16 protein-coding genes are annotated in these 26263 nt (G+C 63.7%); 12 read left to right on the top strand and 4 right to left on the bottom strand.

The features are described 5' to 3' along the window. Positions 1 to 2: 2 nt before the first annotated feature. Positions 3 to 608, bottom strand: coding sequence for a hypothetical protein (locus tag PQQ95_RS33860; RefSeq protein ID WP_408446015.1), 606 nt, complete (start codon positions 606 to 608; stop codon positions 3 to 5). 112 nt (positions 609 to 720) lie between these two features. On the opposite strand from PQQ95_RS33860, the gene PQQ95_RS33855 reads away from it, so the two are divergent. Together PQQ95_RS33855 and PQQ95_RS33850 are read left to right on the top strand one after the other, a co-directional pair. Beyond that, the gene (locus PQQ95_RS33855; RefSeq protein ID WP_169487214.1) at positions 721 to 1158 is read left to right on the top strand and encodes an MbcA/ParS/Xre antitoxin family protein; all 438 of its coding nucleotides are present in this window, start codon (positions 721 to 723) and stop codon (positions 1156 to 1158) included. Then, a complete protein-coding gene (locus tag PQQ95_RS33850) occupies positions 1155 to 1856 on the top strand; it encodes an RES family NAD+ phosphorylase (RefSeq protein ID WP_408446012.1) in 702 nt (233 codons plus the stop codon). Before PQQ95_RS33855 ends, PQQ95_RS33850 begins: the two co-directional genes overlap by 4 nt. A 14-nt stretch (positions 1857 to 1870) precedes the next feature. On the opposite strand, the gene PQQ95_RS33845 is transcribed toward PQQ95_RS33850, so the two are convergent. Continuing rightward, positions 1871 to 2608 carry a metallophosphoesterase gene (locus PQQ95_RS33845; protein WP_408446010.1) on the bottom strand — a complete coding sequence of 246 codons (738 nt, stop codon included), beginning with the start codon at positions 2606 to 2608 and terminating at the stop codon, positions 1871 to 1873. Positions 2609 to 3035: 427 nt separating this feature from the next. On the opposite strand from PQQ95_RS33845, the gene PQQ95_RS33840 reads away from it, so the two are divergent. The 8 genes from PQQ95_RS33840 (at position 3036) to treY (ending at position 22604) form a co-directional block, all read left to right on the top strand. Then, a complete protein-coding gene (locus PQQ95_RS33840; protein ID WP_408446008.1) occupies positions 3036 to 3698 on the top strand; it encodes a DUF1345 domain-containing protein in 663 nt (220 codons plus the stop codon). A 469-nt stretch (positions 3699 to 4167) separates the two neighbouring features. Then, complete coding sequence (locus PQQ95_RS33835) at positions 4168 to 7611, top strand: maltotransferase domain-containing protein (protein ID WP_408446005.1); 3444 nt, start codon at positions 4168 to 4170, stop codon at positions 7609 to 7611. Continuing rightward, on the top strand, positions 7608 to 11069 hold the full coding sequence (gene treS / locus PQQ95_RS33830) for a maltose alpha-D-glucosyltransferase (protein ID WP_408446002.1): 3462 nt from the start codon (positions 7608 to 7610) through the stop codon (positions 11067 to 11069). Before PQQ95_RS33835 ends, treS begins: the two co-directional genes overlap by 4 nt. Then, positions 11062 to 13272 carry a 1,4-alpha-glucan branching protein GlgB gene (gene glgB / locus PQQ95_RS33825; protein ID WP_408446000.1) on the top strand — a complete coding sequence of 737 codons (2211 nt, stop codon included), beginning with the start codon at positions 11062 to 11064 and terminating at the stop codon, positions 13270 to 13272. The genes treS and glgB overlap by 8 nt, the downstream gene beginning before the upstream one ends. Before the next feature lie 98 nt (positions 13273 to 13370). Then, positions 13371 to 15590 (top strand): glycogen debranching protein GlgX, encoded by a 2220-nt coding sequence (gene glgX, locus PQQ95_RS33820; RefSeq protein WP_408445998.1) that lies wholly within the window; start codon positions 13371 to 13373, stop codon positions 15588 to 15590. 29 nt (positions 15591 to 15619) lie between these two features. Continuing rightward, a complete protein-coding gene (treZ, locus tag PQQ95_RS33815) occupies positions 15620 to 17539 on the top strand; it encodes a malto-oligosyltrehalose trehalohydrolase (protein ID WP_408445996.1) in 1920 nt (639 codons plus the stop codon). After that, a complete protein-coding gene (gene malQ, locus PQQ95_RS33810) occupies positions 17536 to 19737 on the top strand; it encodes a 4-alpha-glucanotransferase (protein ID WP_408445994.1) in 2202 nt (733 codons plus the stop codon). The genes treZ and malQ overlap by 4 nt, the downstream gene beginning before the upstream one ends. Further along, positions 19734 to 22604: a malto-oligosyltrehalose synthase gene (gene treY / locus PQQ95_RS33805; protein WP_408445992.1), complete on the top strand. Its 2871-nt coding sequence runs from the start codon at positions 19734 to 19736 to the stop codon at positions 22602 to 22604. Before malQ ends, treY begins: the two co-directional genes overlap by 4 nt. Before the next feature lie 80 nt (positions 22605 to 22684). Here treY and PQQ95_RS33800 read toward each other — a convergent pair whose 3' ends face one another. Further along, on the bottom strand, positions 22685 to 23134 hold the full coding sequence (locus PQQ95_RS33800) for a nuclear transport factor 2 family protein (RefSeq protein ID WP_093634955.1): 450 nt from the start codon (positions 23132 to 23134) through the stop codon (positions 22685 to 22687). A gap of 106 nt (positions 23135 to 23240) precedes the next feature. Between PQQ95_RS33800 and PQQ95_RS33795 the strand changes: the two genes are divergently transcribed. Beyond that, the gene (locus PQQ95_RS33795) at positions 23241 to 23924 is read left to right on the top strand and encodes a TetR/AcrR family transcriptional regulator (RefSeq protein WP_408445990.1); all 684 of its coding nucleotides are present in this window, start codon (positions 23241 to 23243) and stop codon (positions 23922 to 23924) included. Between the two features lie 22 nt (positions 23925 to 23946). Further along, positions 23947 to 25416: a dipeptidase gene (locus PQQ95_RS33790; RefSeq protein ID WP_408445989.1), complete on the top strand. Its 1470-nt coding sequence runs from the start codon at positions 23947 to 23949 to the stop codon at positions 25414 to 25416. A gap of 24 nt (positions 25417 to 25440) precedes the next feature. Here the strand turns inward: PQQ95_RS33790 and PQQ95_RS33785 are convergent, their stop codons facing one another. Continuing rightward, complete coding sequence (locus PQQ95_RS33785; RefSeq protein ID WP_408445987.1) at positions 25441 to 26163, bottom strand: sulfite exporter TauE/SafE family protein; 723 nt, start codon at positions 26161 to 26163, stop codon at positions 25441 to 25443. Positions 26164 to 26263: the final 100 nt, after the last annotated feature.

Genomic DNA, 26263 nt, shown 5'->3' with positions numbered 1-26263 from the left:
GATCAGTGGAGGATCGGCGGCAACGAACTGCTGCTGGCGGTAGCCGGATTAACGGCCGCGGGACTCGCCGTTACGTTTGCGGCCCCGGCAGGCGCGTTCGTGTGGACAGCGGCCGGTTTGGCCGTGCTGGTTTTCGCCGTCACCTTGACCGCTTTGGCGTGCGCTGCATGGCCTTGAACCAGGTTGGCGTGCATGATCCTGCCTTGCCCCGATTTCGCCTGAGCGAGTTGTGCGTGCGGCTTTTTACCCTGCGCCACCACGGCTGCCTTCGGCTTGGGCTTGAGTTTGCCTGCGCCCTTTACCACACCACTGTGGCCAGCACTCTTGGCCGAGACCTTCTTCACGCTACCGTGCACTGCCGGCCTGGCACCACTCTTCGACGCCGACGCAACTCGTTGCGCCCCATGTTGACCGTTCGCCGCGTGCTTCGAACCCGCCTTCGCCGCGGCGGTAGACTTGACCTTGCCGGCGCCCGTCGTTTTCTTTGCGTGCTTCGCCGCGTGCCCGGTCGACTCGGGCGGATTCCACACCTCCGCGTAACCGGCGGCCATTGCCGCACCCGATACACACCATACGGCAACTGCCGTTGCTACTGCTCGAACCCACATCTCCTGCTTCTCCTGATCTTCGGCTTCATAACGAGCCGGGATTATATTCTCTTGCAAAAATCCATTTTTAGACTAATATCAATAACAAGTACAGATAAGGACTTACCCGCTCATGGCTCACGCTGCCCGCGCCACCCAACCCGAACCGCCGATCCGCCGGCCGGTTTCGGAACCCACGCTCACGGAAATGTCGGCGGCAGGCCTGCGCGCATTCTTCAACATCGCGCGAGACTGGGACCTGAGCGCCGAAGAGCAGATCGTGTTGCTCGGCTCGCCCGGCCGCTCCACCTACTTCAAATGGAAATCCGCGCCGGCAACAGCGCGTCTGGGGCGCGACACGCTGGAACGCCTGTCGCTGCTGCTAGGCATCTATAAAGCGCTGCAAATCCTGCTGCCGCAACCCAGCGCCGCCGACACCTGGATCAAACGCCCCAATAGCGCGCCGCCGTTCGGCGGCCGCCGCGCGCTAGACCGTATGCTGGCCGGCAATATCAGCGATCTCGTGGCCGTGCGCCAGTATCTCGACGCGATGCGAGGCGGCTGGGCGTGACAGAACCGCATTGGCAGCACCGCTGGCGCAGCGCGCCGCTCGACTGGTCGCCCGCGTATCGCGTGATTCCGACACGCTTTCCGGCCGTCAATCTATTCGACCGGGTCGCATCGCCGGAAGATTTCGACGCCCTGTACGCGCTCGAGGGCATGACCAACGACCGCCTGCGCACCGAAGTCGGCGAACTCGATCTCGTGCCGCGCGAGGAGCGCCGGTTCGGTCCGGGCTATGGGCCGATCATGGCCGCGTTGACACACCTGAATCCGCTCGGCAGCCGCTTCTCGGACGGCACGTACGGCGTGTTCTATTGCGCCCGTTCGCGTGCCACTGCGATCGCGGAGACGCGCTATCACACGGGGAAATTTCTGGAGGCAACCGCCGAGCCCCCCATGCGACAGCAGATGCGGCTCTACACCGTGGTAGCGCAAGGTAATGTGGTCGACATCCGCGACGACGCATCGCTCGATCTAGCGGTGCTGTCGCCCGACGACTATGTCGCCGGACAATCGCTCGGCCGTGCCGTACGCGAGGGCGGTGCGCCGGGCATCGTGTATCCGTCGGTGCGGGATGACGAAGGCGAGTGCCTCGCCGCGTTCAGAACCACGCTGCTGCGCGACTGCCATCACGCGGCATATCTGGAATACAACTGGAACGGCTCAAGCATCGATATCGTGTTCGAACTCAATCAGGTGGGCTAAGAGACTCGAAACAATCACGGCAAAGCCAGCGCCGCCGCCCCGCTCTCCCGTGCCGCCTCAACCGAGATCGACCAGCGCCGCAGCGCCCGAGGCTCCACGATGGTCAGCTTGCCACCCGGCCCGAATGCGCCAGTGTCGATAAAAATCTGTGAGCCGATCTGCTGGATGTCGCGCATCGGCGTATGGCCGCAGTAGGTCAGTGAAAGGCCGTGTTGCCGCTGCGGATCGCCGTTACCCAACGCAAGATCGCGCCCCCACAGCAATTGCTGACGCGTTTCGGCGGAAAAATTCCCGGCGTCGAGTTCGGCGTCCGTGCCGAAGAATTCGGCATGCAGAATATTGAAGCGCTCTTTGCCGCTGCCGACCACCCGCACAAGCGGCAGCGTCCGCAGACGTTCAGCGTAGTGCTGCAAACGTTCGTCAGACAAAGTCGCCGCCCATATGCCGCCGATTCCATACCACCATTGCCGCCGCAAACGCCCATCGGCGACGGCGCACAAGGTGTCTTCATGATTGCCGAGCACCGCGTGAAACCACGGCTTGTCGAGCAGGGCCAAAGCCTGCTCGGAATGTTCGCCGCGGTCCACCAGATCGCCGACCGAAAAGAGCCGGTCGCGCGCCGGGTCGAACGCGATGTCGCGCAACAGATAGCGCAGCGCATCGACACAGCCATGCAAATCGCCGACGACAAAGTCGCGACCGTTCCCATTGGCCGGATGATGCTGGACGAAGTTGACGAGTACGGAAGCCATTCGCTCATGATAGATCGGTACGTGCAAGTACGTATGCGCGTTCCCGATCTTTTCCTGATGTCCCGCCTCACCGAAATGACGTAGAAACGACGCAAAATTTGCGTATCTCCGGCATAAGTTGCCGGAGAAATCCGCATAGGCGCGGTCGCTATTGCTGTGTTCGCAGTTTGGCATCCTGATCCGCCGTCATCGTGGACTGCGGATTGCCGAACTGTCTGGTCACGTAATGGGTGATAGCCGCCACCTGATCGTCGGTGAGTTGGGTGCCGAACGCGGGAGATACGCGCCGCCTGCCAATCCCCTTTCAACTGAAAGCGGTGCGCAAGGCCGTTGCGAAAGACTATGGCCTGCGACTCACCCATTCGACAAATGGTGCCCGAAGCGCGGGTAGAATCCGCGACACAGACGGCCCTTCACCCTTGATTCCATGCTCATCAACTATTTTCCGCAGGTTCTCCGCAATCGCCCCCGCATGCTGATCGGCCTCGCCGTTGGCCTCGTGGCCGCGCTGTTGCTCCCCGAACACACACGCCCCATGGTGCGCGTTCTAGCCGGCTGGGACGTCGCCGTGTGGACCTATCTCGTGCTGATCTGGCTGCACATGGCCTTCGCCAACGAAGGCCTGGTCCGTGACTTCGCACGGCGCGACGACGAAAACGCTGGTGTGGTGCTGTTGGTGATCTGTGTCGCGACAGTCGCCAGCATTGCTGCGATCGTGCTCGAACTGGCCTCGGCGAAGGGTACAGCCGGTGCTTCGACTGCCTGGCACTACCTGCTGACCGGCCTCACGATGGTCGGCGCATGGTTCCTGATCCCGACGATTTTCACGCAGCACTACGCCCGGCTCTATTACGACACGAATGCCGCCGAGACCGCGCTGCTGTTCCCCGACCACAAGTTGCAGCCGGACTATTGGGACTTCCTGTACTTCTCGTTCACCATTGCCGTGGCCTCGCAAACTTCGGACGTCGTGCTGCGCTCCCGCACGATTCGCCGCGCCGTGCTCGCACAGTCGATCCTGTCGTTCTACTTCAACGTCGCCGTGCTCGGCTTGTGCGTGAACATCGCGGCGGGCCTGGTCGGCTCCTGACCGGTCCCTGCTTCACTAAAGGTCTCTCCCTCACGACGCTTGTCCCGCCGGCCACCACTTCACCTTTCGCGGCGCCGGCAGCCGCGTCGTTTCCCCGTGTAAAACCGGGCGACATCCGTCCGTTTTACACGCCGGCCGGCCGTTACCAGGCCCCTGCCGCTTCCGGCTATTCGCCGCGCCTCCCCTAGGGCGCGCGCTTCCTCACCCTTCCGCGTGAGTCCAGCCCATACTGGCACAACGTTTGCTGCGTCTTGCGAATAGTCTGGCCGGCCGCGCGCTATCGACGCCTGGCGTCAAAGCACCCGCTACTGGCCAGCGGCGTGACGATCTTTGCACTACATTGACCAGTACGCGCCCTCGCTTCACGCATCGCGCGGTATCCGGCTCTGGCAGTCTGGAAGCCCAATGAGCGCTGTGATCGCATGTCAATTGCATCCACACCGCAGCAGGACGAATCTGGAAACGACCGATGGAATTCCCAAACGGGTACGCGCCGCGGATTTACTTTTTTCATTCACTTCTCGTTGGGCCGCTCGATGCATGGCCCGCGCAGTTCGCTCACGCAGCCGGACTGGGTTTCGATCACGCGCTGATCGGCGGCCTCTTCGAGCCGGGCCGTGCGGGCCACGCCCAGGTGGTCGGCAATCATGGCCGGCTGCATCCGGTGTTCGAGACTCAACAACCTGCCACCGAGGCGGTCCGCACGCTTGCGCAGGCCGCCCGCCAGAACGGTCTGGCCTTGCTGGTCGATCTGGTGATCGACCGGATGGCGGCCGATGGCGCGTTGTACGCCGAGCATACTGGCTGGTTCCACCCATTCGAGTCGGAAGAGGCGCGGCTCGATCCGCGCCATGTGCATCGCGAAGACAACGTCGCGTATGCGAACTTCAACGACGCCGCCAGCAGCGCCGCGCTAGTCGACTGGTGGACCCAGCAACTGCTGGCGCTGGCCGACGCCGGTGTCGGCGGCTTCCGGTTCGATTCGCCGCATCGCGTGCCGGCCGCGGTTTGGCGGCAACTCGGCGACGCGGTTCGCGCGAAGCATCCTGAGGTGCGTTTCCTCGCCGCGACGCCGGGGCTCGCGCGGGGCGATCTGCTCGGCCTCGCAGGCGCGGGCTTCGACAGCGTGTTCTCGTCGGTGCGCTGGTGGGACTTCCGCGCCAGCTGGATGGTGGAAGAGCATGCCGCGCTCGCCCGTATTGCCGCCCCCATCGCCTTTCCCGAAGCGCCTTACGGCACCCGCCTCGCCGCCGATCTCAGCGACGCGCACGACGCCGCCATCGTCGAACGTGCCTACCGGCGTGCGCTGTTCGCGTCGGCCTCGACCGGCACCGGCTGGATGATGCCGATGGGCTTCGAATACGGCGTCACCGAACCGATGTCGCAGACACGCGGCGACGCTGCGCAGTTCGCGCTGGCCTGCCAGGCGAAGCGATTCGACCTCTCCGAGCGGATCAGCCATGCGAACGACGTGGTGCGCAATACGAAAACGCTGCACGCGAACGGCGAATTGCGCCCGCTAAGCGGGCCCGGCGCACCCGCGGCCGTCTTGCTGCGCGCCGACACATCCGATCTGCGCGATGCCGGCGAAGCGATCCTGATCGCCATCAATCCCGAACTCGGTGCGCCAGTCCGCGTCGATCCAGCCCGCTTCCTCGCGGGCGTACCGGGCAACTTCACCCGCTTCGCTCCGCTCGACGCACCTGCCAACGCCACGCCCGCTGCATTCGCTCCCTTCACGCTCGCACCCGGCGCCGTGCGCCTGTTCCGCGCAGCCGCCGACCAACCGATCCGACTCGCGCCGCCGATCGACAAGGCGAACAGCAAGCGCAGCGGCCGCAAGACCGTGCTCGAAGCGATCAGCGCGCCGCGCGTGGCGATCGAGAGCGTGACACCGTCGGTCGATAACGGACGTTTCCCCGCCAAGCGCACGGTGGGCGAGCGCGCCGAAATCACCGCTGCGATCTTCGCGGAAGGTCACGACAAGATCGCCGCCGCCGTCGTCTGGCGCGCCGCCGACGAGACCGCCTGGCACGAAGTGCCGATGAGCCCCGCACAGCCGGCCGGCCTCGATATCTGGAAAGCGCGCATCCCGCTGGAGCGCCTCGGCCGTCATGAATTCACGGTCATCGCATGGCGCGACGATTTTGCGTCGCTGGTCGAGCATATCCAGAAGAAACTGAAGGCGGGCCAAACCGTCGAGCTCGAACTCGACGAAGCCACGCATCTGTTCGCCCTCGTGCTCGCCGAAGTGGAAACCGTAGAAGGCGCGGTGACCGAACCGCTCGAACATATCGTCAAGCTCTTCACGAAGGGAGACGCCGAAACGAAGCTGGCGCTGCTGCTCGCGCCGACCACCGCAAAGGCAATGACCGCCGCGCGCCACCGCCCGTTCCTGAGCCGCGATCCGATCGTCTACAAGATCGACGCCGACCGCACCGCGGCAGCCTTTGCCAGCTGGTACGAAATCTTCCCGCGTTCGATGAGCGACGACGAATCGCGTCACGGCACCTTCGCTGACGTTGTCACGAAACTGCCGCGTATCCGCGACATGGGTTTCGACGTGCTGTACTTCCCGCCGATCCACCCGATCGGCGTCGCGAACCGCAAAGGCCGCAACAATACGCTGACCGCACAGCCGGGCGACGTCGGCAGCCCGTACGCGATCGGCGGAGCCGAGGGCGGCCACACCGCCGTGCATCCCGAACTCGGCACGCTCGACGACTTCAAGCAGATGCTGGCCGCCGCGCACGCGCACGGCCTCGAAATCGCGCTCGACTTCGCGATCCAGTGCTCGCCGGATCACCCATGGCTGAAAGAGCATCCGACGTGGTTCGCCTGGCGCCCCGACGGCACGCTGCGCTACGCGGAAAATCCGCCGAAGAAGTATCAGGACATCGTCAATCCCGACTTCTATGCGCACGACGCCAAACCCGATTTGTGGCTCGCGCTGCGCGACGTGTTCCTGTTCTGGATCGAAGCCGGCGTACATATTTTCCGGGTGGACAATCCGCACACCAAGCCGCTGCCGTTCTGGGAATGGGTGATCAACGACGTGCGCTCGCGCTATCCCGACACGATCTTCCTCGCCGAAGCCTTCACCCGGCCGCGTATGATGAACCGGCTCGGCAAGATCGGCTTCTCGCAGTCGTACACGTATTTCACGTGGCGCGAGTCGAAGCGCGACTTCATCGAGTACATGACCGAACTCACGCAAACCGGCGCGCGCGATTTCTACCGGCCGAATTTCTTCGTCAATACACCGGACATCAATCCACGGCATTTGCAGTCGTCGGGGCGGTCGGGCTTTCTGATTCGGGCGGCGCTCGCGTCCACGCTCGCCGGTTTGTGGGGTGTATATAGCGGTTTCGAATTGTGCGAGGCCGCCGCGTTGCCGAACAGCGAGGAGTATCTCGACTCCGAGAAGTATCAACTGCGCGCGTGGGACTGGAACCGGCCCGGCAACATCGTCGGCGAGATCACAGCGCTGAACCGGATTCGTCGCGCGAACCCGGCGCTGCAAACGCATCTCGGCCTCACGTTCCTCACCGCGCACAACGACAACATCCTGTTCTTCGAAAAAGCAACCGAAGCACGCGACAACGTGATCCTGGTGGCGATCAATCTCGACCCGTTCAACGAACAGGGCGCGGATATCGAATTGTCATGGGACACTTTCAACCAATGGAATTTGCACGACCATGGCGCGCTGGAAGTGACCGATCAGATGACCGGCGCGCGCTTCGAATGGCACGGCCGCTGGCAGCACGTCCAGCTCGGTTCGGGCCAGCCGTTTTCGATCTGGCGCATCGCGCCGCTCGGCGGCCTGCCCGCCGAACGCCCGGATGATGCCGACAGCGACTATCACGCAGACGACGCTGGCAACCCAACCCCTACGGAAGGTGCGACATGAAGCGTGACGATCCAGCCCAAAGCACGTCGCAGGTCCATACGAGCGCAGCCACGGGCAGCGTCGCCAAAGCACGCTCGCATCGGCGCGGCAAGCCCGCGGCCCTGAGCGACGACCCGCTCTGGTACAAAGACGCGATCATTTATCAGGTGCACATCAAGTCGTTCTTCGACGCGAACAATGATGGTGTCGGCGATTTTCCGGGCTTGATCGCGAAGCTCGACTACATCGCCGAACTCGGCGTGAATGCGATCTGGCTGCTGCCGTTCTATCCGTCGCCGCGTCGCGACGACGGCTACGATATCGCCGATTACCGCAATGTGCATCCGGACTACGGCCAGCTTTCCGACGTGAAGCGTTTCATTCAGGAGGCGCATGCACGCGGCATTCGTGTCATTACGGAACTCGTCATCAACCATACGTCGGATCAACACCCGTGGTTCCAGCGCGCCCGCCGCGCAAAGCCAGGGTCGAATCATCGCAACTACTACGTGTGGTCCGAGACCGATCAGAAGTACACGGAAACGCGGATCATCTTTATCGATTCGGAGCCGTCGAACTGGACTCATGATCCGGTCGCGGGCGCTTACTACTGGCATCGTTTCTACTCCCACCAGCCCGATCTGAACTTCGACAATCCGGCCGTGCTGAAGGAAGTGCTGCAGGTGATGCGCTTCTGGCTCGATATGGGCATCGACGGGCTGCGGCTCGACGCGGTGCCGTATCTGGTCGAACGCGAGGGCACCAACAACGAGAACCTGCCGGAAACGCACGCGGTGCTGAAGAAGATCCGCGCGACCATCGACGCCGAGTATCCGAACCGGATGCTGCTCGCCGAAGCGAACCAGTGGCCGGAAGACGTGAAGGAATATTTCGGTGACGAAGACGAATGCCACATGGCGTTCCACTTCCCGCTGATGCCGCGCATTTATATGTCGATCGCGAGCGAGGATCGCTTCCCGATCACCGACATCATGCGGCAGACGCCGGACCTCGCGGCAACGAACCAGTGGGCGATTTTCCTGCGCAATCACGATGAACTGACGCTCGAAATGGTCACGGATTCCGAGCGCGATTACCTGTGGAACACCTATGCAAGCGATCGCCGCGCGCGCCTGAACCTCGGCATTCGCCGCCGCCTCGCGCCGCTCATGGAGCGCGACCGCCGCCGCATCGAGTTGATCAATTCGCTGCTGCTCTCAATGCCTGGCACGCCCGTGATCTATTACGGCGACGAACTCGGCATGGGCGACAACATCCACCTCGGCGATCGTGACGGCGTGCGCACGCCGATGCAATGGTCGTCGGATCGCAATGGCGGATTCTCGCGCGCCGATCCAGAGCAACTGGTGCTGCCGCCGGTAATGGGTTCGTTGTACGGCTTCGACGCCGTCAATGTCGAGGCGCAAAGCCGCGATCCGCATTCGCTGTTGAACTGGACCCGGCGCATGCTCGCCACGCGCCGCGCGAAACAAACCTTCGGACGCGGCACCATCCGCTTCCTGAAGCCGGAAAACCGCAAGATCCTTGCGTATCTGCGCGAATTGCCAGGCGAGCCGCCCATCTTGTGCGTCGCCAACCTGTCGCGCGCCCCGCAGGCGGTCGAACTCGATCTATCCGAATTCAACGGTTCGGTGCCGATCGAAATGACGGCCGATTCCGTGTTCCCGGCAATCGGCCAGCTCACCTATCTGCTGACCTTCCCGCCGTACGGTTTCCTGTGGTTCATGCTGTGCGATAGTGGCCAGCGTCCAACCTGGGCGCAAGCGCATTCCGAACCGCTGCCCGAATTCGTCACGATCGTGATCCGCGAAGGTCAGGTCGGTCCGACACCGGAAAACGTCCGGCTGCTCGAATCCGAAGTGCTGCCGTCATGGCTGAGCCGGCGCCGCTGGTTTGCATCGAAGGATCAGAAGATGCACGCGGTGCGCCTCGCCGCGTTGACGACCATCCCCAACGGCGGCTTCGCCTTCACCGAAATCGAAGCGGACGTGGGCGACCACACCGAACGCTACGTCGTGCCAATCGCAATCACATGGGGCGGCGAAACCACGACGCCGCTGTTCATGCAACTGGCGCTCGCGCGCGTGCGCCGCGGCCGCAACGTCGGGCATCTGACGGACGCGTTCGCGCTGCCCATCTTCGCTCATGGCGTGATGCGCAAGCTGCGCGAACGCGCGGTCGTGCCGACGGTGCAGAAGAGCGAGATCAAGTTTCTCCCCACCGAGCGTTTCGCCGAACTCAACGACCTCGGCGAACGGCCCGAGATCCGCTGGCTGGCAGCCGAGCAAAGCAACAGCTCGCTGATCATCGCCGATGCCGCGGTGCTGAAACTGGTGCGGCGTCTGGTAAGCGGCATTCATCCGGAAGCGGAAATCAGCCGCTATCTGACCCAACTCGGCTACGCGAACACCGCGCCGCTGTATGGTGAAGTGGTGCGCGTCGATCCCGAAGGCGTGCCGCATACACTCGCTATCCTGCAAGGCTATATCGACAATCAGGGCGACGCCTGGAACTGGTCGCTGGACTATCTGCGCCGCTCGGTGGACGAACTCGCGATCGCCGTCGATACGGACGGACAGTCGCCGGACCGCGACAACGAAACGATTCTCATGGAAGGCTACAGTTCGTTGGCCGGCACCATCGGCAAGCGGCTCGGCGAACTGCATATGGCGCTCGCGTCGCCGTCCGACGACCCGGCATTCGCCCCGGAACTCGCCAGCGTCGAGCAGGTGAAGGCGTGGGTCGCCGGCACGCAGTCCATGCTCGCCGGCGCGCTCGATCTGCTCGCTCCGCGCATCGCGCAGATGAGCGATCCGGATACCCAGGCATTGGCGCAAAGCCTGATCGACCGCCGCGCCGCGCTGGTCGACGCCGTGAGCAAGCTGGTGTCGGGCGATGCGGGCGCGCTGCGTACCCGCATTCACGGCGACTTCCATCTGGGTCAGGTGCTGGTCGCGCAGGGCGACGCGTATCTGATCGACTTCGAAGGCGAACCCGCGCGTACGCTGGAGGAACGGCGTCAGAAGTCGAGTCCGTTGCGCGACGTGGCCGGCTTGTTGCGCTCGCTGTCGTATGCGAGCGCCGCGGCGCAGTCCACCATGGAAAGCGCGCCCCAGCAAACCGCCGATCGCAAGCGCGCGCTCTTCGAGCGTTTCCGTGCGCATGCTGCCGAGACGTTCCTGAAGGAATACCGCGCCGCCCTCGCGGATTCGCCGACGCCGCTGGTAGCGCCCGAAGCCGAACAGGCCTTGCTCGATCTGTTCCTGATCGAGAAAGCCGCTTACGAAATCCGTTACGAAGCAGCTAACCGTCCGACGTGGCTCGGTTTGCCGGTACGCGGCCTCGCCGCGCTCACCAGCCGGTTGCTCGGCGACACCGGCAACCCGCAGCATGATCCGTCAACCCAGGCGCCAGGCGCCGCCGCATCGCCTAATCCGGCCGAGGGCGACTATGAGTGAGCACGATCCGGCCGCAGGCCTCCAACCACTCGATATCGACGCGCTCGTTGAAGCACGTCACCCCGATCCTTTCTCGCAACTCGGCATGCATCAGACGGACGCGGGTCCGGTGGTGCGCGCACTGTTGCCTAACGCCAGGCACGTCACCGTGATTTCACGCGCCAACGGCGCGACGCTCGGCGAACTCGAGCAACTCCGGCCCGGGCTGTTCGCCGGCCGCATCACGTCTGCCGCGCCCTATCGCCTGCGCATCGACTGGCATGGCACCGTGCAGGAAATCGAGGACACGTATTCGTTCGGACCCGTTCTCGGCGACGAACCATTGGGCCGTCTCGCCGGCGGCGACCCGTACGCGGTGCTCGAATGCCTCGGCTCGCGTCCGATGGAAGTGGACGGCGTGCCGGGCGTGCGCTTCGCCGTCTGGGCGCCGAATGCGCGGCGCGTCTCGGTGGTCGGCGACTTCAATTCGTGGGACGGGCGCCGTCATCCGATGCGGCTGCGTCATCAGGCAGGCGTGTGGGAATTGTTTGTGCCGCGCGTCGGCCCAGGCACGCGCTACAAGTACGAATTGCTCGCCCGTGACGGTCATCCGCTGCCGCTCAAGGCCGACCCGTGCGCGATGCAGACGGAATTGCCGCCAGGCACTGCGTCGGTGGTCGCGCATGTCGGCGAGATCGAGCAGTTTGAATGGACCGACCACGACTGGATTCAATCGCGCGCCGCCAGGCAAACCCCGCGCGCGCCGATCTCGATCTACGAAGTGCATGCCGAGTCGTGGCTGCGCGTCGCCGAAGAAGGCCAGCGCGGCCTCACGTGGGAAGAACTCGCCGAACGGTTGATTCCGTACGTGAAGAGCATGGGCTTCACGCATGTCGAATTCATGCCGATTGCCGAGCACCCGTTCGGCGGTTCGTGGGGCTATCAGCCGCTGGGACAATTCGCGCCGTCGGCACGCTTCGGCAAGCCCGAGCAGTTCGCCCTGTTCGTCGACAAGGCGCACGCGGCCGGCCTCGGCGTGATTCTCGACTGGGTGCCGGCGCACTTTCCGAACGACGCGCACGGCCTGATCGACTTCGACGGCACGCCGCTCTACGAGCACGCCGATCCGCGCGAAGGCTATCACCAGGACTGGAACACGATGATCTACAACCTCGGCCGCAACGAGGTGAGCGCGTTCCTGGTGGCGTCGGGCCTCGCGTGGTTGAAGCGCTATCACGTCGACGGCCTGCGCGTAGATGCGGTCGCCTCGATGCTGTACCGCGACTATTCGCGCGCCGCCGGCGAGTGGGTGCCGAACATCTACGGCGGGCGCGAAAACCTCGAGTCGATTGCGTTTCTGAAGCGGCTGAATCATGAAGTCGGCTACGTGCCGGGCGTACCCGGCGCAATCACGATCGCCGAAGAATCGACCGCGTGGCCTGGCGTGACGGCGCGCGTCGAAGACGGCGGCCTCGGTTTCCAGTTCAAGTGGAACATGGGCTGGATGCACGACACGCTGCACTACATGGAAGAGGATCCGGTCTACCGCCAATACCATCATCACATGATGACCTTCGGGATGGTGTACGCGTATTCCGAGCGCTTCGTGCTGCCGCTTTCGCACGACGAAGTGGTGCACGGCAAAGGATCGTTGCTCGGCAAGATGCCTGGCGACCGATGGCAGAAATTCGCTAACCTGCGCGCGTACTTCGGCTTCATGTGGACGCATCCGGGCAAGAAGCTGCTGTTCATGGGCGGCGAATTCGGCCAGTTAGCGGAATTCAACCACGACACGTCGCCCCACTGGCATCTGCTCGACGATCCGAACCATCACGGCGTACAGAAGCTGGTGCGCGATCTGAACCATCTGTACCTGCAGGAGCCCGCGTTGCATTTGCTCGACAGCGAGCCAGGCGGTTTCGAGTGGCTGATCGGCGACGACAGCGCCAACAGCGTGTACGCCTATCGCCGTACCGACGGCGCGGGCCGCGAACTGGTGGTGGTCTGCAATATGACGCCGGTGCCGCGGCTCGGTTACCGGATCGGCATGCCCCGCAGCGGCCGCTGGGCAGAAGTGCTGAATACGGATGCCGGCGTGTACGGCGGCTCGAACATGGGCAACGGCGGCCTGATTCACACCGACGAAGTTTCGAGCCACGGCTGGCCGCATTCCGCTGCGCTGACGCTGCCACCTTTGGCAACGATCGTTTTGCGCGCGGATTGACGGAAATGTTGTAAGGCGAGCGCGCGGCGGCCAGGTCGCGCGCTCGTTGCATGAAGTCCCACGATAGCGTTCATAAAACAGAACAAGGAAGGGGAATCATGTCGCATGCAATGCCCGACCGGCTTCTGCCCGGCTCGCCCTATCCGCTCGGCGCCAGTTGGGATGGCCTCGGCGTCAATTTTGCGGTGTTCTCGGCGAATGCGCAGAAAATCGAGCTTTGCCTATTCGATCCCACCGGCCGCAAGGAAATCAGACGTTTCACGCTGCCCGAATGCACCGACGAAATCTGGCACGGCTACCTGCCCAATGCGCACCCCGGCACGGCGTACGGCTTTCGTGCACATGGGCCGTATCAGCCGCAGCATGGACATCGCTTCAATCCGCACAAACTATTGCTCGATCCGTATGCACGCAAACTGGTTGGGCAGTTTCGCTGGTCTGACGCGTTGTTCGGCTACCGTGTGCATTCGAATCGCGCCGACCTCTCCATCGACCGGCGCGACTCGGCGCCCGCCATGCCGAAGTGCGTCGTGATCGACGAAGCCTTCGACTGGTCGCACGACACGCGCCCGAATGTGCCGTGGGGCGAAACCATCATCTACGAGGCGCATGTGCGCGGCGTGTCGATGTTGCGTCCCGATTTGCGTCAGCACGAACGCGGCACCTTCGCCGCGCTGGCCTCGCCGGAATTCATCGAGCATTTGCTGAAGCTTGGCGTGACCGCTATCGAATTGCTGCCCGTGCATGCGTTTCTGAACGACCGCTTTCTGGTGGAACGCGGCCTGCGTAACTACTGGGGTTACAACACCGCGGCGTTTTTTGCGCCGGAGCCCTCGTATCTGAGTTCACACCGGCTCGATGAAATGCGCATCGCCGTGCGTCAATTGCACGCAGCGGGCATCGAAGTGATTCTCGACGTGGTCTACAACCACACCTGCGAAGGCAACGCGATGGGGCCCACCGTCTCATGGCGCGGCCTCGACAACGCAAGCTACTACCGCCTGATTCCCGGCGACGAACGCCACCATATCAACGACACCGGCTGCGGCAATACCGTGAACCTGGCGCATCCGCGCGTGCTGCAGATGGTGATGGATTCGCTGCGCTACTGGTCGACCAAGTTCAACATCGACGGCTTCCGTTTCGATCTCGGCGTGACGCTCGGCCGCGAGCAGCACGGTTTCGATCCCGGCTCCGGTTTCTTCGACGCCTTGCGCCAGGACCCGATCCTGTCGCAACGCAAGCTGATTTCCGAGCCATGGGACATCGGCCCGGGCGGTTATCAACTCGGCAACCATCCACCGGGCTTCGCCGAATGGAACGACCGTTTCCGCGACACGGTGCGCCGCTTCTGGCGCGGTGACGCGGGCCTGCGCCCCGATCTCGCCGCCCGTCTCACCGGCTCCGCCGATCTGTTCAACCGGCGTTTCAGGAAACCATGGGCATCGGTCAACTTTGTCACGTCGCATGACGGCTTTACGCTCGCCGATGTCACCGCGTACGAGCACAAGCACAACGAGGCCAATCGCGAAGACAACAACGACGGCCATAACGAAAACTGCAGTCGCAATTGGGGCGTGGAAGGCTCGACCGACGATCCGGTCCTCCTCGACACCCGCAAACGCGTGGCACGCTCGCTGATCGCCACGCTGCTGATGGCGCTCGGCACGCCGATGGTGCTGGCCGGTGACGAATCGCTGCGCACACAGAATGGCAACAACAATGCGTACTGCCAGGATAACGAACTATCATGGCTCGATTGGGCGCACGCAGAGTCGCCCGATGGCCGCCAGATGACCGCGTTCGTCGCACGCGTGATCGCGCTACGCAAACAGCATCCGCTGCTGCGCGAGACGCGCTTTCTGTTCGGCGACCGCGAAGTGTTGCCGGGCTTGTTCGACGTCGGGTGGTTCGATGAACACGGCGATCCGCTCACCATCGAAGCCTGGCAGGACCCCGAAGGCCGCGCGTTCACGCTGCGGCGCGCGGGTCCAGGTTTGAATGACGAAACGGAAGTATTGTTGATGATGCTCAATGCTGCGGACGAAACACGGCGTTTCGTGCCGCCTGCGCCCCACCTGGAATGGCATGTGCTGCTAGACACGGCTGAGCCGGAAAGCGCGCCGCACCGGCTGGCGGTGCCGGAAGTCGAAGTGGCCGCGCATGGCCTCGTGATACTGGCGGCGCAACCCATCGGCGAAGCGGATTGGCAGGCGGGCTGGAAGGCCGGCGCGCAGCACGGGCCGCGGCTGTTGACCGCCCTGCCGCCCGATCCGGGCGCGCATCCGCCGAGCAGCGATACGTCGCCGAGCACGTAGGCGAAAGTAACATCGAATGGTGATGAATCATGTCCGAAAGTCCGATCGATCCTCACGCGCACCATCACGCGCATTGCCTGCCGTTCAGCGCCCAGTTGCTAGGCGCGACGGGCGCGAAGCCGCGCACGCGGTTCCGTTTCTGGGCGCCTTCGTGCAAGACGGTCCAGGTGGAGATCGAAAACGGACCGGCCCAAGGCGCGCACGACATGACGCCTGCCGGCAACGGCTGGTTCGAGACCACCGTCGACAGCGGCGCGGGCACGCTGTATCGCTTCCGGCTCGATGGCGAACATGCGGTGCCCGACCCCGCGTCACGGTTCCAGCCGCAAGACGTGCACGGCCCGAGCGAAGTGATCGACCCGCGCGCGTACCACTGGGAGCATACGAGCTGGCATGGTCGCCCGTGGGAAGAAACGGTGTTGTACGAGTTACACGTCGGCACGATGGGCGGCTATGCGGGCGTGCAGAAACGTCTGCCCGCGCTGGTTGCGCTCGGCGTGACCGCGATCGAACTGATGCCGCTGAACGACTTTCCCGGCCGGCACAATTGGGGCTACGACGGCGTGCTGCCCTATGCGCCCGATTCCGCGTACGGCCGCCCCGAAGAACTGAAAGCGCTGATCGACGCCGCCCATGGTCTCGGCCTGATGGTATTTCTCGACGTGGTCTACAACCACTTCGGCCCGGACGGGAATTATCTGCACGAATACGCCCGCTCGTTTTTTCACGAAGGCACGCACACGCCGTGGGGCCCCGCGATCGATTTCGCCCGCAGTGAAGTGAGCGATTTCTTCATCGACAACGCTGTCTACTGGATCAACGAATACCGTCTCGACGGCCTGCGTTTCGACGCGGTGCATGCCATCGGCAATCACACGTGGCTGCGCGAATTGTCCGACCATATCCGCGCGAAAGTGCAGCACGGCCGCCACGTGCATCTGGTGCTGGAAAACGAGCACAACAGCGCGAGCCTGCTGGACACGCATTTCGACGCGCAGTGGAACGACGACGCGCACAACACGCTGCACGTTCTGCTGACGGGCGAAACGGAGGGCTACTACTACGCCTACGAGGATCAGCCGATTCGCCGCCTCGCGCGCGTGTTATCGGAAGGTTTCGCATATCAGGGTGATTCGTCGCCGATTCACGACGGCGCGCCGCGCGGCGAAGCGAGCCGGCATCTGCCGCCCACTTCGTTCGTGATGTTCCTGCAGAATCACGATCAGATCGGCAATCGCGCATTCGGCGAGCGCCTGCGCAAGCTGACCTCGGACGATGCCTTGCGCGCCGCCACCGGTTTGCTGTTGCTGTCGCCGCATATCCCCCTGCTGTTCATGGACGAGGAATACGGCTCGACCCAGCCGTTCCTGTTTTTCACCGACTACAGCGGCGATCTCGCCGACGCCGTGCGCGAAGGGCGCCGCCGCGAATTCGCACGCTTTTCGGCCTTCAGCGATGAAAAGCGTCGCGCGCAGATTCCCGATCCGAACGACGTGCAGACCTTTGTGGCCTCGTCACCACCTGAACCGGTTCAAAGCCCGGCCACGGACGACACCGCAAAAGACCGTCTCGACTGGATGCACTTCTACAAATCCGCGCTCGCCGTGCGGGCGAAGCTGATCACGCCGCGCCTGAAACATTCCAGAGCGTGCGGCTCGACCGTGTTGACCGCCGCAAATGGCGGCGACGCCCATGCACTAATCGCCCGCTGGAAACTCGGCGACGGCGAAACCTTGTCGATTGCATTGAATCTCTCGAAAGAGAACGTGGCGTTTCCCGATCTGCCAGCCGGCAAAGTGATTTTCGAAACGCCGCCGCGCGCGCGCGAGCAGATTGACGTCAAGGTGTTGCCGTCGTACGCGTTCGTCGCGTGGGTGACCGGCGACGTCAGCGACTATGCCATCGGCCACGACGCCCGCATCGCGGGCCAACAGGAGCACCACGCGTGAGTGCCACCCGCCGTTCAAACGATACGATCGTGACCCTTGCGGCGCGCGCCGGCTTCGAAGTCGAGTGGCGGGACGCGCACCACACGACGCAACACGTACCCGAGAGCACGCTCGCCGTGCTGCTCGACCGGATGGGCTTGCCATGCGGCAACGCCACGCAGATCCGGCACAGCGCGGCCGCGCTCGAGGCGGAACTGTCCGGCCGCAAGCTGCCGCCGCTGATGACCGCGGAGGTCGAACGCGGCATCGCACTGCCGCTCGCGGCGATCAAATCCGGCAGTCACTACCGGATCGAACTCGAAAGCGGCTCGATCATCGACGGCCGTTTCACGGCGCCTAAAGGCGAGGAAGCGTTGCTCGCACCGATCGACGAACCCGGCTATCACACGCTGGTGATCAACGAGCAACGCGTGACGTTGGCCGTGGCGCCGTCGCGCTGCTATACCGCCGCCGATGCATGGCGCACGCTGCACGACGGCGCCACGGCGCAAACGCCGCCGTTGTGGGGCATCGCCGCGCAGTTATACGGCTTGCGCCGCACGGGCGATGGCGGCATCGGCGACTATACGGCCCTCGCGCAAATGGCCATTGAAAGCGCGCAGCGTGGCGCGCATGCACTCGCCGTCAGTCCGACGCACGCGATGTTCAGCGCCGAGCCGAATCGCTTCAGTCCGTATTCGCCGTCGTCGCGCTTGTGGTTGAACGTCACGCATATCGACCCTGCCGCGGTGTTCGGCGCCGACGCCGCACGCGCCGCGTTCGAAGCCGCGCAGGCCGCAAACGCGTGGTCGGCGCTCGAAGACTTGCCGCTGATCGACTGGCCGAACGCGGTCGTGCTGAAGTTGAAGGTTTTGCGCGCGCTGTACGAGAATTTCTGCACGCAGGAACGCGCGCACGACACGCCGCGCGCGCTCGAATTTCATGGTTTCTGCGAACGTGCCGGCCGTGCGCTCGAAGACCATGCGCGCTTCGAAGCGCTGCAGGCGGAACAATTAGCCCAGGAGGGTGGCAACGGTCACTGGCGCAACTGGCCTGAGGCATTGCGCGATCCGCGCAGCCCGGAAGTCGAAGCCTTTGCTGAAGCGCATCGGCATGAAGTCGATTTCCATCTGTTTCTGCAATGGCTCGCCGCCAAGGGCTTGTCGCACGCACAACATGCAGCGAGCGACGCCGGCATGGCCATCGGCCTGATCGCCGACCTCGCCGTCGGCTGCGATAGTGCCGGCAGCCATGCATGGTCGTACCGCGACGACATGCTGCAAGGCGTTTCAGTGGGTGCGCCGCCCGATCTGTTCAATCAGGCCGGACAGGCTTGGGGGCTGACCACCTTCTCGCCGCGCGCGATGCGCACGCAGGGCTTCTCCGCATTCATCGACATGCTGCGCGCGGCGTTCGCGCATGCGGGCGGTATCCGCATCGACCACATTCTCGGCTTGCGACGCCTATGGCTCGTGCCCGAGGGCGAGAGCGCGCGTAACGGCGCGTATCTGCGCTATCCACTCGAAGATCTGCTGCGGCTGATTGCGCTCGAATCGTGGCGGCATCGGGCAATCGTGATCGGCGAAGATCTCGGCACCGTGCCGCCCGGTTTTCGCGAGCGGCTCGACGAGCACGGTCTGGCCGGCATTCGTGTGCTGTGGTTCGAAGGCGCGGAAGGCGGCCGGGGTTTCAAGCCGCCGCAGGCGTGGGACCGCAACGCAGTGGGCACCACCACGACCCATGATCTGCCGACCGTGGCAGGCTGGTGGCGCGGCAGCGACATCACATGGCGCAACCGGATCGGTCAGACATTGGCGCGCGCCGACGGCCGCGACGCGGAAGAAGTCGCCCAGGAAGAACGCGCCGCCGATCGCGCGCTGTTGTGGCGCGCGTTCCAGCAAGCCGGCGTCGCCGCGCCAGACGTGGACGCGCCGCCGCCCGACAAGGCGCCCGTGGATGAAGCCCTCGCCTTCGTCGCCGCGACGCCCGGCCCGCTCGTCACTTTCCCGCTCGAAGATTTGCTCGCGCTGGTCGAGCAGCCGAATCTGCCCGGCTCGATCGACGAGCATCCGAACTGGCGCCGCCGCGTAACCTTGCCCATCGACGCATTGTTCGAGGACGACACGTTCAGCGATCGCCTGCTGGCCGTCGATCGTGCGCGCCGTGGCGCCATCGTTCCTGCTTCTTCCAACGCTTCTTCGGAGCCTGATACGCCATGACCGTCCCGCGCTCCACGCTTCGCCTCCAGTTCCACCGGGGCTTTACCTTCGACGACGCGGCGAAGCATGTCGACTACTTCGCCGCGCTCGGCATCAGCCACGTGTACGCGTCGCCCATCACCACCGCCGAGCCGGGCTCGATGCATGGCTACGATACCGTCGACTACACGCAGGTCAGCGCCGAATGCGGAGGCGAGGCAGGCTTGAAACGCCTCGCCGATAAACTGCGCGCGCACGACATGGGGTTGATCGTCGACGTGGTGCCGAATCATATGGGCGTTGGCGGCTCGAGCAATGCGTGGTGGCTCGACATCCTCGAATGGGGCCGGCACAGCACGTACGCTCGGCATTTCGATGTCGACTGGCATTCGCCCGATCCGGCATTGCGCGGTAAGGTGCTGGCGCCGACACTCGGCGCCCCGTACGGCGAGGAACTTGCGGCAGGCCAAATTGCACTGCATTTTGCGGCCGACAGTGGGCGCTTTTATATCGGCTACGGGCCACATGTGTTTCCAGTGTGCCCAACCGACTACGCGGCGATTCTGCAAAGCGCCGACCGCGCCGATCTCGCCGCACTGGCCGAACGTTTCCAGGGCCTGACGACGCAGCCGGCCGATCAGCCGCGCGCCGCCGAAGGGCGCGACATGCTGCGCGAGTTCGTCGCGCAAAACGGCGGCTCGGCGATCGAATTAGTGCTGGAGTCGTATTCACCCGCGGACCCGGTGACGCGTGACCGTTTGCATCGATTGATCGAACGTCAACATTTCCGGCTCGCGTGGTGGCGCACCGCGTCGGATGAAGTGAACTGGCGGCGTTTCTTCGATATTTCGACATTGGCCGGCGTCCGTGTGGAGCGGCCCGAAGTGTTCGACGCAGTGCACGCGCTGATTTTTCGTCTGTACCAGGAAGGCGTGGTGGATGGTTTGCGGGTCGACCACGTGGACGGGCTCGCTGAACCGCGTGAGTACTGTCAGCGTCTGCGGCAGCGCCTCACCGAATTGCGTGACACCGCGCCGTATGTAGTCGTCGAAAAGATTCTCGGCCGTGGCGAGCCACTGCGCGACGATTGGCCCGTGGACGGCACGACCGGCTACGATTTCATGAACGACGTGGGTGCGCTGCTGCACGATCCGGCCGGCGCCGAGCCGCTCGCGCAAACGTGGGCCGAACTCACCGGCCGCAGCCCGCGCTTTGCCGATGAAGCCTTGGCCGCGCGCCGCAAGATTCTCGCGGAGAACCTCTCGGCGGAACTGGACCGCGCGGCGCGGGCATTGCATCGCATTGCCCGCGATTCATTGACCACGCGCGATTTCACCTTCACCGCGCTGCGGCGCTTGCTGACCGAACTGGTCGTGCATTTTCCGGTGTATCGGATCTATCCCCAGAACGGACTGCGCAGCGCCGCCGATAACGTGTACTTCGAGCAGGCGCTGGCAGGCGCGAGAGAGACGCTTTCGCGCGCGGACTACGGGGTGCTCGACCGTGTAAACGCGTGGCTTGGCGGCAGTGCCGAAGAAGTGCCGAATGCACGCGGTAATGCGCCATCGCAACAGCAGGGCCCAAATGGCGCCCCGCCAAGTCACGCAGGTTCGGCGCGCCGCACCGCGCAAACGCTGTTTTCGCAATTGACCGCACCCGTCGCCGCAAAGGCGGTTGAAGATACGGCGTGCTATCGCTATGGACGTTTGCTCTCGCGCAACGAGGTCGGTTCGGACCCGGGCGAGTTTGCTTTGTCGGTCGAGCAATTTCATGCGGCGAATCTCGAGCGTTCGCAGCGCTTTCCTCACGCCATGCTCGCCACGGCCACGCACGACCACAAGCGGGGCGAAGACGTGCGTGCGCGGCTTGCGGTATTGAGCGAGATCTCTCATGACTGGAGTTCGACGTTGCGCGCGTGGTCGACCTTGAACGCGCCGCATCGGCGTGCGCTCGACGGTAAGCCGGTCAGCAGCGTGAGCCACGATACACGCTACGACTGGGCGCCAGGCCCCGCCGCCGAAGCGATGCTCTATCAGACCTTGGTGGGCTGCTGGCCACCGGATCTGAAGCCGGACGATGAAGCGGGCGTCAAGGAACTGGCTGAGCGCGTCGCGCAATGGCAACTGAAGGCGCTGCGGGAGGCGAAGCTGCAAACCAACTGGCTCGCACCCGACGAAGCGTACGAGGCCGGCTGCCGCGATTTTCTGTTCGATATCCTGGCGCCGCAGCGGCGCGACGGGTTCTTGCGCGAGTTGTCCGCGTTCGTGGCGCGGATTGGGCGCGCGGGTGCGCTCAACAGTTTGCAGCAGACCGTGTTGCGGTTGACGTCGCCTGGGATTCCCGATCTTTATCAGGGTACTGAGTTGTGGGACTTCAGTCTGGTCGATCCAGACAATCGCCGACCCGTCGATTTTGCGAGGCGTAAGGCGTGGCTCGCACAAACACCGCCCTCAGAGTTTCTGGCGAGTTGGCACGATGGCCGGGTGAAACTCGCCGTAGTGCAGCGCGTGCTGGCGTTGCGCGCGCATTTGCCGGAGCTGCTGAGTCAAAGTGCGTATCTACCGCTTGCCGTGCGCGGTGCGCATGCGTCGAATGTGATCGCGTTTGCACGGCGGCATGGGAATGCGTGGGCGGTGGTGGTGGCGAGCCGGCTTGCTGCCGGGTTGCTCGGCGCAGAAAGTGATGGCGGCGATTTGCCGATGGTCGATCCGGCCCAATGGGGCGATACGGCGATCGAAATGCCCGCGGATCTGGTCGCGCGAGCATTGTTCGACTGGCTGAGTCCGGCCGCGCCCAAGGTCGATGAAAACGGCTTGCTGTATCTCCGCGACGCGTTAGGCGCAATGCCGATCGCCGTGCTGGTAGAGGACGGCGTGCCACGCAGTTGATCACCAATTTTGAAAGATCATAGGCGGTTAAAGCACGCATGCTTTAACCGCTTTTTTATCGACTCATTCAAGGCGAAGCATCAACCCGCTGAGCCGCCCTGCTGCGCGCGTTTGACAGCTTCGGCCACCTGTTCCGCCACTCGCCGCGTGTCCCAATACACCTGCCCTTTGTACATCCGGTCGCCGCGCAGGTTGAAGCGATCGACACCCAGCCACTTCAGCGGCTGCCCGGCTACCGTGGCGGACGCCTGCCATTCGATCATGACGGCGTCGCCGGTGGGTGCCCATTGAAGGACGTCGACTTTCAGGTCCGGAAGTTGGGTGAGGACCTGCCGGAAATGTTCGATCACGCCTTTCCTGTCGGCCGGTTCGGTCATGGGTGGAATCAGGTTTCGCGTGTCCTCGTGCATGAGCGCTTCCAGGTTATCGGCGACCGGGTGTTGCCACTCCGAGGCAAAGCGTTGCACTGCGATCCGGGCGTTGGCTAACTGCTCCGCAGTCGGGGGAAGGTATTTTTCTGCTGACGTCATGTGGGTTTGCTCCTGAATGGGTTGCTTACCTACGGTGTTGTTTGCCCGTGTATCCAGGCCGCAGCCAAATTCCGATTTAACATACAACGAGATTTTCACATACACCGTGTATGTATACTACAATCAGAATGTGAAAAATCAAGAGATAAAAACGCACCCTATGCCGACCGCAGGTCCATCACCCAAATCCCGTCGCGAGGAATATGCGGACGCGACCCGTCAGGCGCTCATCGCCGCTGCGGGCGAGTTATTTACCTCAGAGGGCTACCAGCAAGTCGGGATCGAAGCCATCGCACGTAGCGCCCGTGTGACCCGTGGCGCCTTCTATCATCACTTCGCTGACAAGGCCGAATTGTTCGACGCCCTGGTCGAGTCGCTCCAGGCCGCCGCCGCATCCAAGGTCAGATCCGCCGCCACGGCCGCGCCGGAAGCCCGGCGAATGAGCGCGGGCATACGCGAATTCCTCGAGGTCTGTACCGAACCTGCCTACCGGCAACTCGTCATTGAAACCGCGCCCGCCGTGCTCGGCCCGGCGCGGTGCCGCGAGATCGAAGAAGCGCACGTCTACGGTCTGCTCATCGGCGCGCTGGCGAACCAGACCACCGGCAAGGAAAAAGCCAAGGCGTACCTCGCCGCGCGCATGATCGGCAGCATGCTGTGCGAAGCAGCGCAACTGCTCGATGACGCGGACGACCCCGTCGCCCTGAAGGCCGAAACGCTGAAGCTCGTTGAAAGCATGGTCGGCGCGCTGACCACTGATAAAGGCCGGGCAACAGCAGCCCGCAAATAAGCCGTACTCGAGAGGAGCACCGATGCAGATCGACTGGCCGAGCATCCAAAGCGGGAGTGCCGACACCTTGCACGGCACGACTGCCGACATATCGGGCTGGATGATTCCGCTGGACCCGCAAGCCGACACGGTCGATTACTTCTTGCTGAGCGCCGACGAGCCGTGCTGCGGGGGCTGTGTGCCGCGCAATCCGCTTACATCGCTCGAAGTGCAGATGGCCGCGCCGCTCGCGCCACAGTCGGAGGTTCTCGCCTTGCGCGGCCGACTGTTGCGCCTCGTCGACGATCCTGCGGGCTGGCGGTATCGGTTAGTCGATGCGGTGGCCCTCGATCGCCCACACGCGCCACAGCGTCGATTTAGCCGGCGCGCATTTTTGGCGTCGGGCGCGGCGCTGGGGTTGGCAGCGTGTGCGCCCGGGCACTTTGCCGGCTATACCGAGGCGCACGAGGAAACGGCGCAGGCGGCGCAAACAGCACAATCCGCTCAATCCGACACCGCGCCGGCATGGCAAGCGCCCGCCGACACGTTCACCATCGACATGCATAGCCACGGCGGCCGCGTGATCGTGTCGCGCAATCCGGCAATCGGCGCACACCGCCCCTTCATCCCGCTGGCCGCGCCCATGCGCGCCGGCGGCATGAACGTCATCTGCCTTGCGATTGTCACCGATACGACGGTCACGCGGGTGGCGGATAACCGCAAGCGTTTCGAAGCATGGCGCGAGCCGCAGTCAGGCGAGCTCTATGCACTCGGCCAGACCGAATTCCAGCGCGCGCATCAACTAGTCGAGCGTGAGCAGATCCGGGTGGTGACGGACACGGCGTCGTTGACGGCATTGGCGCCGCAGGGGCCGTGCGCGATCATCGCCGCTGAAGGCGCGGATTTTCTCGAAGGCCAGGTGGATCGGGTCGATGAGGCGTACACGAAGCATCAATTGCGGCATCTGCAACTGACGCACTATCGCGTGAATGAACTCGGCGATATCCAGACCGAGCCGCCAGTGCATGGCGGCCTCACGGACATCGGCGTCCAGGTGGTGCAGCGCTGCAACGCCCTGGGCATTGTCGTGGATGTGGCGCACGGCACCTATGATCTGGTGAAACGCGCGGCCGATACATCGACCAAACCGCTGGTACTCTCGCATTCGGCATTGGCCACGCATCCGGGCGCGCGCAGCCGGCTCATCACGCCGGACCATGCGCGGGTGATCGCCGGCACAGGCGGCGTGATTGGCGTGTGGCCGAGCTCAGGGACGTTTCACGATTTGCATGCGATGGCGGAAGGTGTCAAACGCATGGCGGATGTGGTCGGGGTGGAACATGTCGGCCTGGGGACGGACATGCTCGGATTCATTTCACCCCCGGTGTTCAGGAGCTACGAGCAGTTGCCGGATCTGGCCAGTGCCTTGTTGCTGGCCGGATTCTCGCAAGCGGAAGTCGGGGCGATTCTTGGAGGGAACTACCGGCGGGTATTTCAGGCGTCGGTGGGGTAACGTTTCACGCCTTTCGCAAAAAACTTATCGCCCGGCCGCCCACAGCAATGAAACCCCTGACGACAACATCAACCCGTCAACGACAAGTTTGAAAACCGCAGGACTCATCCGGACCACAATCAGCCGCGCGGAAAAAGACCCGATCATGAGCGCCGAGCCGGTGATCAGACCGTCGATCACCACATGCAAGGGCAATGCGCCGAAATGATTGAAAACCGCGACCTTGGTGCCGTAGACAGCCAATGATCCAGCCGCTTCAGTCGCAAGAAAGGCGCCTTTGACGAGACCATACGACATAAACACGGGCACCGTGATCGGTCCGGTAGAAACGACGATGCCGGTGAGAAAACCCACCACGCCGCCGATCAGTGAAAGCTGCCACAAAGAAAACTTGATAGCGCGCCGCGCCAACCAGCGCCGGGTCGGCACCATCGCGACAAAAAACAATCCCAACGCGAGTTCAACGGCATGAGGCGGCAATGCAAGAAGTGTCCGCACACCCAGCGCCGCCCCCGGAACCGCAGTCAGGCAATAAGCGCCGCAAGCCCGCCAGTCGATCTCGCGCCACCACGCGAGGATCTTGCCGAAGTTGCCCATGATCGCGGCAATCGCCATGATCGGCACCGCCTGCTGCGGCCCGAACAGCATCACGAGAACGGGCATCAGCATCATCGACGAGCCCGTGCCGATCACGCCGCTCAACGTGCCTGCCAGCAAACCGACGCACAGCACCAGTAAATATCCCATGTCGTCCCCGATGATATGGACGAGGATTTTACTCGAGCCATGTTTATGCGGGGCTCGGGTCAAGCAGGCCTCAGTTCATGCGGGCCTCAGACGGCCTCAG

Origin of the sequence: Paraburkholderia caffeinilytica (assembly GCF_046030355.1) — a bacterium.
Lineage (GTDB): Bacteria > Pseudomonadota > Gammaproteobacteria > Burkholderiales > Burkholderiaceae > Paraburkholderia > Paraburkholderia caffeinilytica_B.
Note: the sequence above shows the minus strand (reverse complement) of the source record. Positions and strands in the feature narration are given on the sequence as shown.

Excerpts from the sequence above, each read along its gene's own strand:
- PQQ95_RS33785 (WP_408445987.1), bottom strand. The coding sequence starts at position 26,163 with ATGGGATATTTACTGGTGCTGTGCGTCGGTTTGCTGGCAGGCACGTTG.
- treZ (WP_408445996.1), top strand. The coding sequence starts at position 15,620 with ATGTCCGAAAGTCCGATCGATCCTCACGCGCACCATCACGCGCATTGC.
- PQQ95_RS33840 (WP_408446008.1), top strand. The coding sequence starts at position 3,036 with ATGCTCATCAACTATTTTCCGCAGGTTCTCCGCAATCGCCCCCGCATG.
- PQQ95_RS33835 (WP_408446005.1), top strand. The coding sequence starts at position 4,168 with ATGGAATTCCCAAACGGGTACGCGCCGCGGATTTACTTTTTTCATTCA.
- PQQ95_RS33800 (WP_093634955.1), bottom strand. The coding sequence starts at position 23,134 with ATGACGTCAGCAGAAAAATACCTTCCCCCGACTGCGGAGCAGTTAGCC.
- glgX (WP_408445998.1), top strand. The coding sequence starts at position 13,371 with ATGTCGCATGCAATGCCCGACCGGCTTCTGCCCGGCTCGCCCTATCCG.
- treS (WP_408446002.1), top strand. The coding sequence starts at position 7,608 with ATGAAGCGTGACGATCCAGCCCAAAGCACGTCGCAGGTCCATACGAGC.
- treY (WP_408445992.1), top strand. The coding sequence starts at position 19,734 with ATGACCGTCCCGCGCTCCACGCTTCGCCTCCAGTTCCACCGGGGCTTT.
- PQQ95_RS33860 (WP_408446015.1), bottom strand. The coding sequence starts at position 608 with ATGTGGGTTCGAGCAGTAGCAACGGCAGTTGCCGTATGGTGTGTATCG.
- PQQ95_RS33790 (WP_408445989.1), top strand. The coding sequence starts at position 23,947 with ATGCAGATCGACTGGCCGAGCATCCAAAGCGGGAGTGCCGACACCTTG.
- PQQ95_RS33845 (WP_408446010.1), bottom strand. The coding sequence starts at position 2,608 with ATGGCTTCCGTACTCGTCAACTTCGTCCAGCATCATCCGGCCAATGGG.
- PQQ95_RS33855 (WP_169487214.1), top strand. The coding sequence starts at position 721 with ATGGCTCACGCTGCCCGCGCCACCCAACCCGAACCGCCGATCCGCCGG.
- glgB (WP_408446000.1), top strand. The coding sequence starts at position 11,062 with ATGAGTGAGCACGATCCGGCCGCAGGCCTCCAACCACTCGATATCGAC.